The sequence below is a fragment of the Streptomyces sp. NPDC002133 genome (assembly GCF_040296405.1).
GTDB lineage: Bacteria > Actinomycetota > Actinomycetes > Streptomycetales > Streptomycetaceae > Streptomyces.
In genome coordinates this window covers 26,179-39,081 of record NZ_JBEOXF010000028.1, presented here as the reverse complement: position 1 = coordinate 39,081, position 12,903 = coordinate 26,179, and the positions used below count along the sequence as shown (strand labels likewise).

The following is a 12,903-nucleotide window of genomic DNA, read 5'->3' as shown; positions in this document are numbered from 1 at the left end:
GACCTTGTGCGGGCCGCCGAAGCACCCGTCCCTACTCGTTTGTGTATTCCTCCACGACCGTGGCGCCGAGCTCCCGCACGATCAGGTCGTGGCCGGAGAGCGCGGAGTCCACAAGGTCCGGATCATCCTCTTCCGGGATGTCGTCCTCGGGCGCGACGGGCACCTGCTGAGGCTGCGCATGTCCCTGCGGCCGCGGGCCTGCGGCGGTGGGCGTGGCATGCGAGGGCTCGGGGGCGGACGACTGCGGCGCGGGGCCTTGGCCCTGCGGTGCCTGGGGGGACGGCGCCGCCTGAGGCGCGTGCTGCGCCGGGCGAGGCGGTGCGGGGGCGGGCGCGGGGGCCGCCGGGGGACGGCCCGCGTAGCCGCCGCTGCTTCCACCGGCGGGGCCTGCCGGGGGCTGACCGACGCCGCCCGACGGGTCGATGATCGCCTCGATCTTCCACTGGACGTTGAACTGCTCGGCGAGCGCCTGCCGCAGCACGTCCTCACTGCCGCTGCTCGCGAAATTGTCACGGGCGCCGGCATTGATGAAGCCGATCTGGAGGGTCGTGCCGTCGAAGCCCGCCACCTGGGCGTTCTGACTGAGCAGGATCCAGGTGAACCTGCGGCGGTTCTTGACCGCCTCCAGGATGCCGGGCCACATGTTCCGCACCTGGCCAGCGCCTTGGACGGCTCCCGGCGCGACGGCCTGGGCCGGCTGCGGGGCGGGGAAAGCGGAGGGCGTGGCAGGCCCGGCCGTCGGAGCCGGAGCGGGTGCCGGGGTCGCGGCGGGGCGTCCCTGGCCGGGGGCGGCGGCGGAGGGCCAGGCGCCGGGGCGCTGGGCCGCCGGGGCGGGCGCTCCGTAGTCCTGGGATGCGGGGCTCTGCGCGGCGGGGGGCTGGGATGCGGGGCTCTGCGCGGCGGGGACCGCGGCGGCACCGGGGGTCGCGGCGCCGGGCCAGGCACCGGGCCGCGGTGCGGCGGCGGGCTCCTGGGCAGGCGCGGGCGGAGCCTGGACCTCGGCCGGAGCGGCCTGCGGCTCGGGGGCCTGCCCCCGTGCCGCCGCGCGCGCGGCGGTCGGCCCGCCGACGGGGCCCACGGGGCCGGGCGGCATATGGGCGTCCGTCGCCGGTACGTACCCCATGGCCGGCGCCTGCGCGCCCGTCGAGAAGGTGGCCCCCCGCTCCAGCCGGTCGAGCCGCGCCTGCAGCGAGCGCTCGTCGTCGAAGGCCGCGGGCAGCAGCACCCGGGCGCAGATCAGCTCCAGCTGGAGCCGCGGCGAGGTCGCACCGCGCATCTCCGTGAGCCCCGTGTTGACGAGATCCGCGGCTCGGCTGAGCTCGGCGGCTCCGAACACCTGGGCCTGCGCCTGCATCCGCTCGACGACATCGGCGGGGGCGTCGATCAGCCCCTTCTCGGCCGCGTCCGGCACGGCCGAGAGGATCACCAGGTCGCGCAGCCGCTCCAGCAGATCGGCGACGAAGCGCCGTGGATCGTTCCCGCCCTCGATGACGCGGTCCACGATCTCGAACGCCGCGGCCCCGTCCCCCGCCGCGAAGGCGTCCACGACCGCGTCCAGCAGCGACCCGTCCGTGTACCCGAGCAGGGCCGTCGCCATGGCATACGTCACACCGTCGTCGGCCGCACCGGCGAGCAGCTGGTCCATCACGGACATCGAGTCACGCACCGACCCGGCGCCGGCCCGCACGACCAGGGGAAGCACCCCGTCCTCGACGGGAATGCCCTCCCGGCCACACACCTCCGCCAGGTAGTCCCTGAGCGTCCCGGGCGGCACGAGCCGGAACGGGTAGTGGTGCGTCCTCGACCGGATCGTCCCGATGACCTTCTCGGGCTCGGTCGTGGCGAAGATGAACTTGAGGTGCTCCGGGGGCTCCTCGACCACCTTCAGCAGGGCGTTGAAGCCCGCCGACGTGACCATGTGGGCCTCGTCGATGATGTAGATCTTGTAACGGCTCGACGCGGGCCCGAAGAACGCCTTCTCCCGCAGCTCACGGGCGTCGTCCACACCACCGTGCGACGCGGCGTCGATCTCGATGACATCGATCGAGCCCGGCCCGTTCCGGGCGAGGTCCTGGCAGGACTGACACTCCCCGCAGGGCGTCGGTGTGGGTCCCTGAGCGCAGTTCAGGCAGCGCGCGAGGATGCGCGCACTGGTCGTCTTGCCACAACCGCGCGGCCCGCTGAACAGGTACGCGTGATTGACCCGGTTGTTCCGCAGCGCCTGCTGCAGCGGGTCGGTGACATGCTCCTGCCCGATGACCTCGGCGAAGGACTCGGGACGGTAGCGGCGGTACAGCGCAAGGGACGACACGCCTACGAGGTTATCGGGGCGCGCCGACAACCGGACCCGCCGCACAGATCCACCGCGGAACCACGCTCACGACCCGCTACGGAACGCAAAACGCCCCTCACGCACCCGCCAGAGCCGACCTACCCTTGCTGCCTTCCGGCCCTGGGGGAGTTCAGTCAGATAGCGCCACGTGAGGGGCTCCGCACAGAGTACCTGATGGCGGGGGTGGAGAACGAGTTCGCGAGCACTCCTCGCCGTCATGTAATGTTTCCGGCGGAGGATTCGCCTAGAGGCCTAGGGCGCACGCTTGGAAAGCGTGTTGGGGGCAACCCCTCACGAGTTCGAATCTCGTATCCTCCGCCAGTGCCTCACCGGGCACGATGTCGAAGGGCCCCACCGTTCGCGGTGGGGCCCTTCGACGTGTCTCGGCCCTTGTTGTCCTGGTCTTTGTCCACAAAGGCCTTTCCGGGGCTCCCCGGAAAGGTCCGGCACGTGGAGGTACCGCGCTCGCATCCGCGCGGCACCGCCCACCTTGATCCGCGAGGCCGAGCTCCTCGGCGTACTCGCTCGCGGCGCGCTGTCTCCTCTCGGCAACGCCCTGATGGAAGACGACGTCACAGGGCTGGCCGCCGTGTGCCAACAGCTCCTGCCCACGGCTACCCGGACGGCACGGATCGGATCGGCGCCGACCTCACCGCTGTCGTCACCGGGACCCCATCGGCGCCACTCGCCGCGCTGCTGGATCTGGTCGCCGACCGTGAAACCAGCGGCACGGCCTCGGTGTGGCGCTTCAGTCCCGGCAGCGTCCGTCGGGCACTGGACGCGGGACACTCACCGGACGAACTCACAGCCGACCTTGGCGCCGTCGCCGCCGGGCCCCTACGGAACCGTGCGCCTCGAAATGAAACGACCGCAAAGGGCCGCCGCCCCCGTACCGACCCCCGAAGGGGCGGCGCGGGCGTCGATCGCCGCAGCGCGGTCCGCCACACCGCGACAACACCAACCGCCGCAGACCCGAACGCCCTGGCCGCCCGTCTGCTCACCGCCCCTGACCCCGACCCGTTCGGCAGCGGCGTCCCCTTCGGTACCGACACCGAGGAGATCGTCGCCGGGCACGCGAAGCGGCTGCCCTACACCGATGTCCGTCAGCTCGCCCATGCCATCGACACCGGAACCCGTGTCACGGTCGAATACGTCGCCACCTCCGGCAACCGCACCGTACGCACCCTCAGCCGCCTCGAACTCGACCCGCCCTACCTCGAAGCCTGGTGCCACCTGCGAGAGGACGAGCGCGTTTTCACCCCGTCCCGGATCCACAGCATCATGCCCTCGTAGTCGTACACCTCTCGAGATATACTTGTCTCCATAGTTGATATCAGGAGGTGCACATGAGCCGGACTGTCATCGATCTGGACGACGAGCTGGTCGCCGATGTGGCGAAAGCCCTGGGGACGAGCACCAAGAAGGAAACGGTCAACACCGCGCTGCGCGAGGTGCTGGAAAACCGGCGCCGCGCCCTGGCCCTCACCCGGCTCCGCGCCGCCGCCGAGGAGGGTGCCTTCGACCTGGAGCTGTTCGAGGACAAGAGGAACTACCGGCGGTGAACGCGGCACAGTTCCTGATCGACACCAGTGCCCTCGCACGCTTCCTGCGGGGTGAGGCGGAGCAGTACGGCTGGGACCAGGCGGCAGCCGCCGGGCTCATTGCCACATGCCCGATCACAGAGCTGGAGTTCTTCTACAGCGCCCGGTCCGCCACCGACCGGGCTCGCGGCATCGAGGACATCCGGCTGATCTTCGGCTGGGTCCCCGTCGACGACCGCGCCTACGACCGCGCCTGGCAGGTTCAGGAGGCCCTCACCAAGCAGGGCAAGCACCGCAGTGCCAGCGCAGTGGATCTCGTGGTGGCCGCGACAGCGGAGCTGCAGGGTCTCGCCCTCCTGCACCGCGACCACGACTTCGAATGCATCGCCGCCGTGACCGGACAGCCCCTCCAGTGGTACGGCCCGGACGGAGGCAAGTAGGACCCGTGGTTGCAGTTCTGGTTGCATTCAGCTCCGTCCGGGGCCGTTCGGGCGGCGGCCATCAGAACGATCCGGCCCAGATCAGGACATGCATGGCCTCAGACGGACGGACATACGAACATTTGGAAAGCGTGTTGGGGGCAACCCCTCACGAGTTCGAATCTCGTATCCTCCGCCGGCTCAGAGGGCCGGACCGCATCAGCGGTCCGGCCCTCCGGCGTTCGATGGTGCCGTAGCCCTGCCGGGACTCCGGCCGCTGCGGCGAGGGCACGGTGCTCGACATGGCGATCGGCTCGCTCTTCGCCGAGGCGTTCACGGTCTGTCTGGTGTCGGACCCCGTTCCCGCCCCGCAGCCCGCTGGGTGCCTGTCCGCTCGCTGAGCGGCCAGGGTCGGGGGCTGCGGGGCGTAGACCGTCACATGCGGCCGGTCAGGCGACGTGGTTGTACGGCCCGTTGGCGAGGGTCAGCCCTGCCGGCTGCGCACCGCGCAGGGGGGTGCGCCAGTCGCCCGTGCCCCGGTACAGGTATTCGGACTTCGGGCCGAAGCCGACGAGGTCGGGGCGGCCGTCCCGATTGGCGTCGCCGACGCCGACGAGGTGGGTGTACGCGTTCCAGCCGCCGCCGACCTTCGTCCGCGGCGCGAAGGTGCCGTCGCCATTGCCCAGGTACAGCCAGAGGACACCGGCCTTGTCCCGGGCGAGAAGGTCCCCGGCCGGGCCTCCCGCGAGGTTGCCGACGGCCGCGAGGTCGTTGTAGATCCCCCACCCGGTACCGATCTTCTTCCGCGCGGAGAAGGGGGCGGTGGCGGAGCCGGTGCTCTTGTAGAGCCAGAGACCGCCCGACGTATCGGAGGCGACCAGGTCCGAACGCCCGTCCCCGGTCAGGTCGCTGCCGCCAGCGATCTTGTCGTAGATCTGCCAGCCGGCGCCGACCTTCACGCGCGTGGCGAAGCCGCCGCGGCCCGTCCCCTGGTACAGCCACAGCACACCGGCCTTGTCCCGGGCCAGGACGTCGCCGAACGCCGAGCCGCCGACGTTCCCCGTCGCCTCGATCCGGTCGTAGATCTGCCAGCCCGCACCGATCAGTTGACGCGGGTGGGCCCGCAGTTGGCCGTTGTCCTCGAAGTAGGTGGTGTCGCTCCGCCACAGCCGGCCGGAGCCGTCGCGGAAGAGTGCATCAGGGGCCCCATTGTCGTCGAAGTCGTGCGGCGCGGTCTTGCGGACGGCCTTGAACGTGCCGGAGGCGGTCGCGGTCGGCCCGATGCCGTTGAGCGGCCGTGCGGTCATCTCCCAGGTGTAGTCGCCGTTGTAGGCGCTCTCGGTGTCCGGTCCGAGGTCACCGTGCCATGTGAACGACACACTCGGGTTGTACGGGTGGGTCTCGGAGAACTCGCGGGTCTTCCCGGTCCGGACGTGGCGCAAGGTCACCTTCACGTCCACGGTGTTCCGGGACAGCCCCCAGGTGAAGGTCGTTTTCCCGCCGTTCGTGTCGAGGTCGACGGTGGCGGGGACGTTGTTGCCCGTGATCACGACCTCGGTGGGCTCCCCGGTGCCCGCCACCAGGGCGACGGCCGGAGTCCCGTTCGCACCGGGCGCGATCTTGTACAGGCCCTCGCCCTGGGCGACGGTGCCGCCCCGCACGTACAGGCCGTCGGGGGCGGCGGCGGACGAGGTCAGGTGGTCGAGAAGTTTCACCTTCGTCTTGGTGGCCGGGTCGTACGCGGTGAGGACGTACAACGGGTTCGTGTCGCCGCTGGAGAGGCCGCCCGCCTCGCCGTACACCACCCAGCCGCCGACCAGGCCGACCTGGAGGTCGCTCGCCCACACGTCCTCGACCGGGACCTCCTCGACCGTGCCCGTGGCGCGGTCCAGCAGGAACACCGCAGGCCGGGAGGTCGCAATCCCCTCGGTCCAGGTGACGTGCGTCTCCGAGACGGCGACATCGCCGTTGACGGAGCCCGCCGGGCGGTCGCGGATCTCGTCGACGGCTCCGGTGGCGAGGTCGAGCAGGCCCCACTTCTTCACCGTGCCGTCGGTGAACGTGACCAGAGCGTCCTCGGGGGTGCCCGGGGCGACCGCCACCGCGGTCGCGCCGGCCGGCAGCCCGGTCACGGTCACTGTGCCACCCGCCTTGGTGTGCTTCCGCAGTGTTACACCCTCCGCGGACGCCACGGTCGTGAACAGCGCGTCAGCCGCCGATCCGACGTACACGGCGCCGCCGGCCGAGGTACCGACGGGGACCTCGAGCGACGAAAAAGTCCTCAAGTCCCTGAGCGTCACGGAATAGAGGCCTGGGAAGACCAGGAAGTCCGTGGTCCGCGACGACCGCAAGGCGGTTTTGAGCCCGTACGTCTGCGAGGAACCGTCCGCATACCTCGTCCAGCGCGTCTCGGAGGCCGAGCCGGGCCGCGAGAGGAAGCCGGTCAGTCCGGCATCGATCAGCTTGGAGTCTTTCGGGAGGGTGATGGCGTCCGCCGCGGCGTTCATCGTCCCCGCCGTGGTGGCGGCGCTCGCCGGGACGGACAGCGCACCCGCCCCCATCGTGACGGCGAGAATGGTGGTGACGGCGGCGACGAGGAACCGTCGAGTCGAGCGAGCATGGGGCACGTTCAGTTCTCCCTTAAAACACCAGGCGCACCGTGCGCCGCACATGGTGCGACTCTCGACAGAACAAATGGTTGTACGAGCAAGTGCCGCATCAGGCAACGCTCGCCCTGTTCACGACTTCGCGTCCGAGCTCAGTGCCTCCGCCAGGCGCGGCCCCGGTCGGTCGAGCCGGACGAGCACCGCGTCAGGTCATGGCCCGGATCAGCGCGCGGGGCAGGCGGGGTACGTGCGGGGGTGGTGGAGCAGGCGGACGGGGGTGACGGGCGCTGCCACCCGACCCGATGAAGTCGAACGGTTCATCGAAATCCCCGTACAACTGAGCGACTCGATCATGAGTCTGATCGGGTACGGCACTTCCGTGTCCGATCTTCTCGTGGGGGTTCACCTTGCAGTTCCGCTCCACCGGCACTCGTCTCGCCACGGCCGTCACGGCCGTCCTCGCCGTCACGGCCCTCGGCGCCGGCACTCTGGCCACCGCCCCGGCCGCCTTCGCCGCCACCTCGGGCTCCGTCGCGGGCTCGGCAGCCTCGGACAGTCAACCCGCCTCCCTTCCCGTCTTCCCGGTGGACGCCCAGCTCGGTGGCGCGGGCGCCACCGGTTTCCTCACGTACTCCTTCACCCACGACGGGACCCGGGAGCTGCGCTGGAGGCCGTACGGGGGCGGGGCCCCGACCCTGCTCAACTACCCTGCCGACGGCGGGTGGTCCACGTCGGGCAGCGACGTGGTCGTCCTCGGCGACGACAACTGGGTCTCCCAGATGCGTTCGCTCACCCTGCGGAACATGGCCGACCCGTCCGCCCCGGGCGTGGACATCGACCTCGGCGCGCTCGACGCGAACTACGTGGCAGTGGTGAGCCCGACGAGCGTGCTCGCACAGGTGACGAAGAGCGACGGCACCGCGGAACTGCACGTCGTGAGCAAGGACGGCGCCACGACGACCAGCCGCAAGGTCTCGGGACTGCCCGCGGACGCCACCGACTTCTTCGGCACGACTGTTCGGGACGGCGTCGCCTTCGTCGGGTACGAGACGGGCCCGGCGGACGCGCGGACCGGCGGCCGGGCGCTGATCGACGTGGCGAACGGGACGGTGTCCGAGACGTACTCCTCCGCCGAGTCCGGGTACGGCTTCAGCAACCTGATGTTCTCCGGTTCGCACGTGGCCTGGCTCGACTGGAAGTCCGGCACCGGACTGTTCGTCACGTCCGTCGACCGCAAGACGCGCGAGGAGAAGCGGACCCTCCTCGGCGCCCGCGACGACGAGTGGTACACCGAGCTCGTGGGCAGCTGGCTGGTGCACGGCAACCCCTCGACGCCCGTCCGGGCCGTCTCCCTGACCAGCGGCGAGATCCGCGACCTCGCCGACCGCGCGTCAGGCTCGGCGGCCGCGGGCGACGGCAGCGCGGTGGTGAGCGGCGGGCGGGCCGCCGACGGCGATGGGCTGTTCCGGATCGAGGCCGCGGAGGACGGCACCCCGACGGTCACCAAGGTGGCGGAAGCGGGTCAGCCGGTCGGTGTGGAGATCGAGCAGGTCCACATCCCCGAGGTGGCGTACCTCGACAAGACCGGCGGCAAGGTGACGCTGGGCTGGACGCTGTCCCGTCCCGACGCCCGCCTGGACCTCACGCTCACACACGTCGGCACGGGCAAGGAGTTCCGGAAGCGGGTGAACGCACCGGCCACCGGCACCCTCTTCAGCTACACCTGGGACGGCACCATCGACGGGGTGGACGCGCCGAACGGCACGTACGGGGTGGAGGCCGAGGCGACGCCGCTCGACGGCATCGGCGAGCCCGCCTACCAGGGCTTCCTCATGACGGTCGCCCGGACGAACAACCCGCACGATTACACCGACAACGGCTCCACCGACGTCCTCGCCCGGGACGCCGCCGGCGTGCTGTGGCGCGACGACCTGCGTGACCGGCCGGTGAGCGGCCAGGTCAAGCCCGCCCAGCGCACCCGGGTCGGCTCGGGCTGGCAGACGTACAAGCAGATCGAGGCCGTCGGCAACATCGCGGGCAACCAGGTCGGCGACCTGGTCGCCCTCGACGGCTCGGGCGTGCTCTGGCACTACCTCGGCAAGGGCGACGGCACCTTCACGCCCCGCGCCCGCGTCGGCGCCGGCTGGCAGATCTACAACAAGCTCACCGGCGGCTCGGACCTCGACGGCGACGGCCGCGCCGACCTGGTGGCCGCGGACACCGCCGGCGTGCTGTGGTTCTACAAGGGCACGGGCTCCACCACCGCCCCCTTCGCCACCCGCGTGCGGGTCGGCGGCGGCTGGGGCGTCTACAACCAGCTCACCGCCGTCGGGAACATCGCCGGTACGGCCGCCGGGGACCTGGTCGCCCGCGACAAGGACGGCGTCCTCTGGCTGTACCAGGGCAACGGCCGCGGCAACTTCTCCACCCGCGTGCGGATCGGCGGCGGCTGGGGTGCCTTCACCCAGCTCGTCGGCGCCGGTGACGTCGACAACGACGGGCGCCCGGACCTGATCGCGTACGGCGCGGGCGGCACGTACGTCTACCGCTCGACGGGCTCCACCACCGCCCCCTTCAGCCGTCAGTCGACGTCGCTGTACGCGGGTGAGGGCTCCAAGTTCAACAACATCGCATGAGAAGCAGCACCACCGTGCACTGCACCATCCGGCACCACCACCGGCTCGCCACCGCCGCCGCGGTCACCCTCGGGGTGACCGCAGGCGCCGGGGTGGCCGCCCGGCCATGGGCGGTGGCCGCCTCGTCGGCGGCGGAGGAGCCGGGCCCCGCCGTCGTCGGTCCCGTCTCCCTGCTGCTGGGCGGGGGCCGACCGCATGAACACAGCTGAACGGCCCCGGACAGGTCTCTGACCAGCGCCGACAGACTTGGAAAGCGTGTCGGGGGCAACCCCTCACGAGTTCCAGTCTCGTATCCTCCGCCAGTGATTCGCTCCGGGTGTACGGCAATGGAGACGGCTGCAGCGCTCCGAATTCATCGCGCCGTCAGATGTATCAAGAGTGATGCAGCGCACATGTCCGCACGGCTCCCCGGCCGGATGTGACCCAGGACATATCAGCGAACCGATCACTCCGCTCTTCGCCGCCGGTCCTCCGGACAGCAACACCGCGACGCCCCGGCACCGCGGCGAACGAGGCAACACCCCAGGATCACTCGACACCGATGGATGGACTCGGACATGACCGAACCCGTGAAGGGCCCTGCGAGCTACTTCCCTTCGATCGAGAAGAAGTACGGCCGCCCGGTTGCGGAGTGGAAGGACCTCATCCGTTCCTCGCCCCTGACCGGACACATGGAACTCGTCTCCTGGCTCAAGGCTGAGCACGGACTCGGCCACGGCCACGCCAACGCCCTGGTCGCGCACACCCTGGCCGAGGACAACGGCACCTGATCGTGAGGCTGACACCGGGGCCCACGAGCAGATGACGACGCCACCGGCCACCGCGCCGGGCGAGAGGGCCGGACCGTCTCGACGGTCCGGCCTTCGTCGTCGCCCTGGAGAATCCGGTGGCGACTCCCTCCGCGGCGGGTGACCGCGCCGCGGCCGTTACGGAACTGTCCCCTTCCCGCGTGCAACCACTCCGCACCCTTGCCCGTCTACCAGGCGGAACACGCACCACGTGCGCCACAGCCGCAGGACATGAGGAGTCGACAGCAGTGGGGGACACACGCCGACGAGGAGTCGTCGCACTGGGGATCGCCGCGCTCGTGGCGCCGCTCACGCTCGCCATGGGGACCACGACCGCTCAGGCCGCGACCTCGTGCACGACGCAGACCGGGCCGTACCAGAAGCAGGTCGAGAAGTTCCTCGGACTTCCGGTGGACGGAAGGCAGTCGGCCGCCGACTGCAAGGCGATCCAGGCATTCCAGACGAAGCACTCGATCAGCCCGAACGCCGGGCTGGCGGGGCCCATCACCTGGGGCGTCATGGATCTGATGAACAAGCAGAAGGCCGTCGGGAAGACCCCGAACAAGGCCGGCAAGTGCCCCACGAACAAGGGCCGTATCGCCTGCGTCGACCTGACGCTCCAGCTGAGCTGGATCCAGGACGGCACGAAGCTCGTGTACGGACCGGTCCCGGTGCGTACCGGCCGCGACGGGCACGAGACGCGCACCGGGCCGAAGAAGATCTACTGGCGGCACATCGACCACGTCTCCAGCCTGTACGACGTGCCGATGCCCTACAGCCAGTTCTTCGACGGCGGCCAGGCCTTCCACTCGGTCGGCATCAGCGTCTGGGCACCGCCCGGGTCGCACGGATGCGTGAACATGACCAAGACCGACGCGGCGAAGTACTGGAGCCTGCTGCGCAACGGCGACGACGTCTTCGTCTACGGCCGCAAGCCCGGCACCTGACACACCCCCGGCAGCGCTCGCGCACGCATCACACCGTGATGGCGACCCTTGCCGCGAGCGTTGTCCTCCCGGGGGCGGCGAATGGCCTGGGGGCCTCGTCCAGCGGGTACGTCGCGCCGACAACCGGCGCGACCGCATCAAGGGCGGCCGCGCCGCCCGGAGCGGGCCGGCGGACGGTGCTCGATTCGCGGACCGGAACCAATGGTTCCGTGACATCCGTCACTTCCGCTTCGGGCACTAAGGCTGTCGAATAGTAGATAGCGCCCTGGCGACATAGTGAGATTTGTCCGTCTTGACGTAGACATATGTCGTGCGGGACTCGAGGACGCTCGGGCCGTCCGGCACCCTCGCTCGTTTCTTTAGCAAACAGGCACTTCTGACGATGCGGCAGGTTCTCCGGAGGTCCCGGAAGCCCGGTCAGCACGCCTGTGTCCCCTTTTCAAGGGCCCTGCATCGCTACGAGCGCGCGTAGTACCGAGGCTCGTTGCCCTGCCCTTGGAGTGCTTCTAAGAATGGCGCCCGCAAAGGCGTCCCCGCCGCTCAGGTGCAGTGTCTGGACAGAGTCGGCCGCACCGGGGGCGCTCCGCGATCACCGAGTGAGGTCATGCATGAGGAAGCACCGCAGGAAGACGCACTACCGGAAGATAGCCATCGCCGCCGTCGCCCTGGGCGCAGTGGGTGTGCCCTCCGTCGCCATGGCCTGCATGGATCCGCAGGAGGGCCAGGACGGCAGGTCCTGGGGACAGGAGAGCCAGGACGACAGGTCCTGGGGACAGTGGAAGAACGCGTCCGCCGATGAGCGGTGGTCGGGCGGCGACCGTGACTGGAAGCAGAAGCAGGGCAAGGAGTGGGGCGGCAGGGCGGAGCAGACCGCTCCGGCCGCGCCCGAGCCCACCGCGCCGCCGAGCACCTCGAAGCCCGCCGCCCCGGCCAAGCCCGCCGCTCCGGCCACCACCGCCCCGGCCAAGCCCGCCACGCCTGCCGCCCCCGCGTCCGGCGCCGTGGCCCGCGTCGTCCAGCTCGTCAACAGCGAGCGCAGCAAGGCCGGTTGCTCGCCGGTGAAGCTGAACGCCACGCTGACGAAGGCCGCGCAGGACCACAGCAAGGACATGGCGGCCCACCGGAACATGTCCCACACGGGCTCCGACGGTTCGAACCCGGGCGACCGGATCACCCGCGCCGGTTACAACTGGAGCACCTACGGCGAGAACGTCGCCTACGGCTACTCCACCCCCGAGAGCGTCATGCAGGCCTGGATGACCAGCCCCGGCCACAAGAAGAACATCCTGAACTGCGCGTTCAAGGAGATCGGCGTCGGCCTGGCGCAGCCCAACGACTACTGGACCCAGGACTTCGGCACAGCTCGATAAGCAGCCCGATCGGCAGCCCGGCATCGAGCACAGCGCCAGGCCATCACCCGGCGCAGGGCAGACGCGAGGGCCCCGACCGCATGCGGTCGGGGCCCTCGCGTCTCCGTCCGGGCGCGGCCTGCGGGTTCCTGGCCGGGGTCCGCGCCGTCGGCCGCGGCCGGTTCGGCTGCTGACGCTACGGACGCCCCCGTCGCCGTCTCCGCCCCGGGCGGGCTCCACCGGCCGCACCGGGGTCACCGAGTGCGGGGTGCGGCGGTCGTAGGC

General features: G+C 70.6%; 10 protein-coding genes, 1 tRNA gene and 1 other RNA gene. 9 read left to right on the top strand and 3 right to left on the bottom strand.

Going from position 1 to position 12,903, the window contains the following annotated elements:
* Positions 1–31 precede the first annotated feature (31 nt).
* Both ABT078_RS24480 and ffs read right to left on the bottom strand, forming a co-directional pair.
* Complete coding sequence (locus tag ABT078_RS24480) at positions 32–2,311, bottom strand: DNA polymerase III subunit gamma and tau (RefSeq protein ID WP_351231154.1); 2,280 nt, start codon at positions 2,309–2,311, stop codon at positions 32–34.
* Positions 2,312–2,397: 86 nt separating this feature from the next.
* An RNA gene (gene ffs, locus ABT078_RS24475) (signal recognition particle sRNA small type) lies at positions 2,398–2,492 on the bottom strand.
* A 73-nt stretch (positions 2,493–2,565) separates the two neighbouring features.
* Between ffs and ABT078_RS24470 the strand changes: the two genes are divergently transcribed.
* The 4 genes from ABT078_RS24470 to ABT078_RS24455 all read left to right on the top strand — a co-directional run bounded on the left by ABT078_RS24470 (position 2,566) and on the right by ABT078_RS24455 (position 4,313).
* A tRNA-Ser gene (locus ABT078_RS24470) sits at positions 2,566–2,653 on the top strand.
* Between the two features lie 270 nt (positions 2,654–2,923).
* Positions 2,924–3,625: a helicase-associated domain-containing protein gene (locus ABT078_RS24465; protein ID WP_351231152.1), complete on the top strand. Its 702-nt coding sequence runs from the start codon at positions 2,924–2,926 to the stop codon at positions 3,623–3,625.
* Positions 3,626–3,678: 53 nt separating this feature from the next.
* Entirely contained in the window at positions 3,679–3,894 is a 216-nt protein-coding gene (locus tag ABT078_RS24460) for a type II toxin-antitoxin system VapB family antitoxin (RefSeq protein ID WP_351231150.1), read from the top strand.
* Complete coding sequence (locus tag ABT078_RS24455; RefSeq protein WP_351231148.1) at positions 3,891–4,313, top strand: PIN domain nuclease; 423 nt, start codon at positions 3,891–3,893, stop codon at positions 4,311–4,313. The genes ABT078_RS24460 and ABT078_RS24455 overlap by 4 nt, the downstream gene beginning before the upstream one ends.
* 428 nt (positions 4,314–4,741) lie before the next feature.
* On the opposite strand, the gene ABT078_RS24450 is transcribed toward ABT078_RS24455, so the two are convergent.
* Entirely contained in the window at positions 4,742–6,919 is a 2,178-nt protein-coding gene (locus ABT078_RS24450) for an FG-GAP repeat domain-containing protein (protein WP_351231146.1), read from the bottom strand.
* A 386-nt stretch (positions 6,920–7,305) separates the two neighbouring features.
* On the opposite strand from ABT078_RS24450, the gene ABT078_RS24445 reads away from it, so the two are divergent.
* From ABT078_RS24445 to ABT078_RS24425, 5 genes are all read left to right on the top strand, one after another.
* Positions 7,306–9,534, top strand: coding sequence for an FG-GAP repeat domain-containing protein (locus ABT078_RS24445; RefSeq protein ID WP_351231144.1), 2,229 nt, complete (start codon positions 7,306–7,308; stop codon positions 9,532–9,534).
* Entirely contained in the window at positions 9,531–9,743 is a 213-nt protein-coding gene (locus tag ABT078_RS24440) for a hypothetical protein (protein WP_351231142.1), read from the top strand. Before ABT078_RS24445 ends, ABT078_RS24440 begins: the two co-directional genes overlap by 4 nt.
* A gap of 348 nt (positions 9,744–10,091) precedes the next feature.
* Positions 10,092–10,304 (top strand): DUF4287 domain-containing protein, encoded by a 213-nt coding sequence (locus ABT078_RS24435; RefSeq protein WP_351231140.1) that lies wholly within the window; start codon positions 10,092–10,094, stop codon positions 10,302–10,304.
* Positions 10,305–10,570: 266 nt separating this feature from the next.
* A complete protein-coding gene (locus ABT078_RS24430; RefSeq protein WP_351231138.1) occupies positions 10,571–11,269 on the top strand; it encodes a L,D-transpeptidase in 699 nt (232 codons plus the stop codon).
* Between the two features lie 608 nt (positions 11,270–11,877).
* Positions 11,878–12,639 (top strand): CAP domain-containing protein, encoded by a 762-nt coding sequence (locus ABT078_RS24425; RefSeq protein WP_351231136.1) that lies wholly within the window; start codon positions 11,878–11,880, stop codon positions 12,637–12,639.
* Positions 12,640–12,903 lie beyond the last annotated feature (264 nt).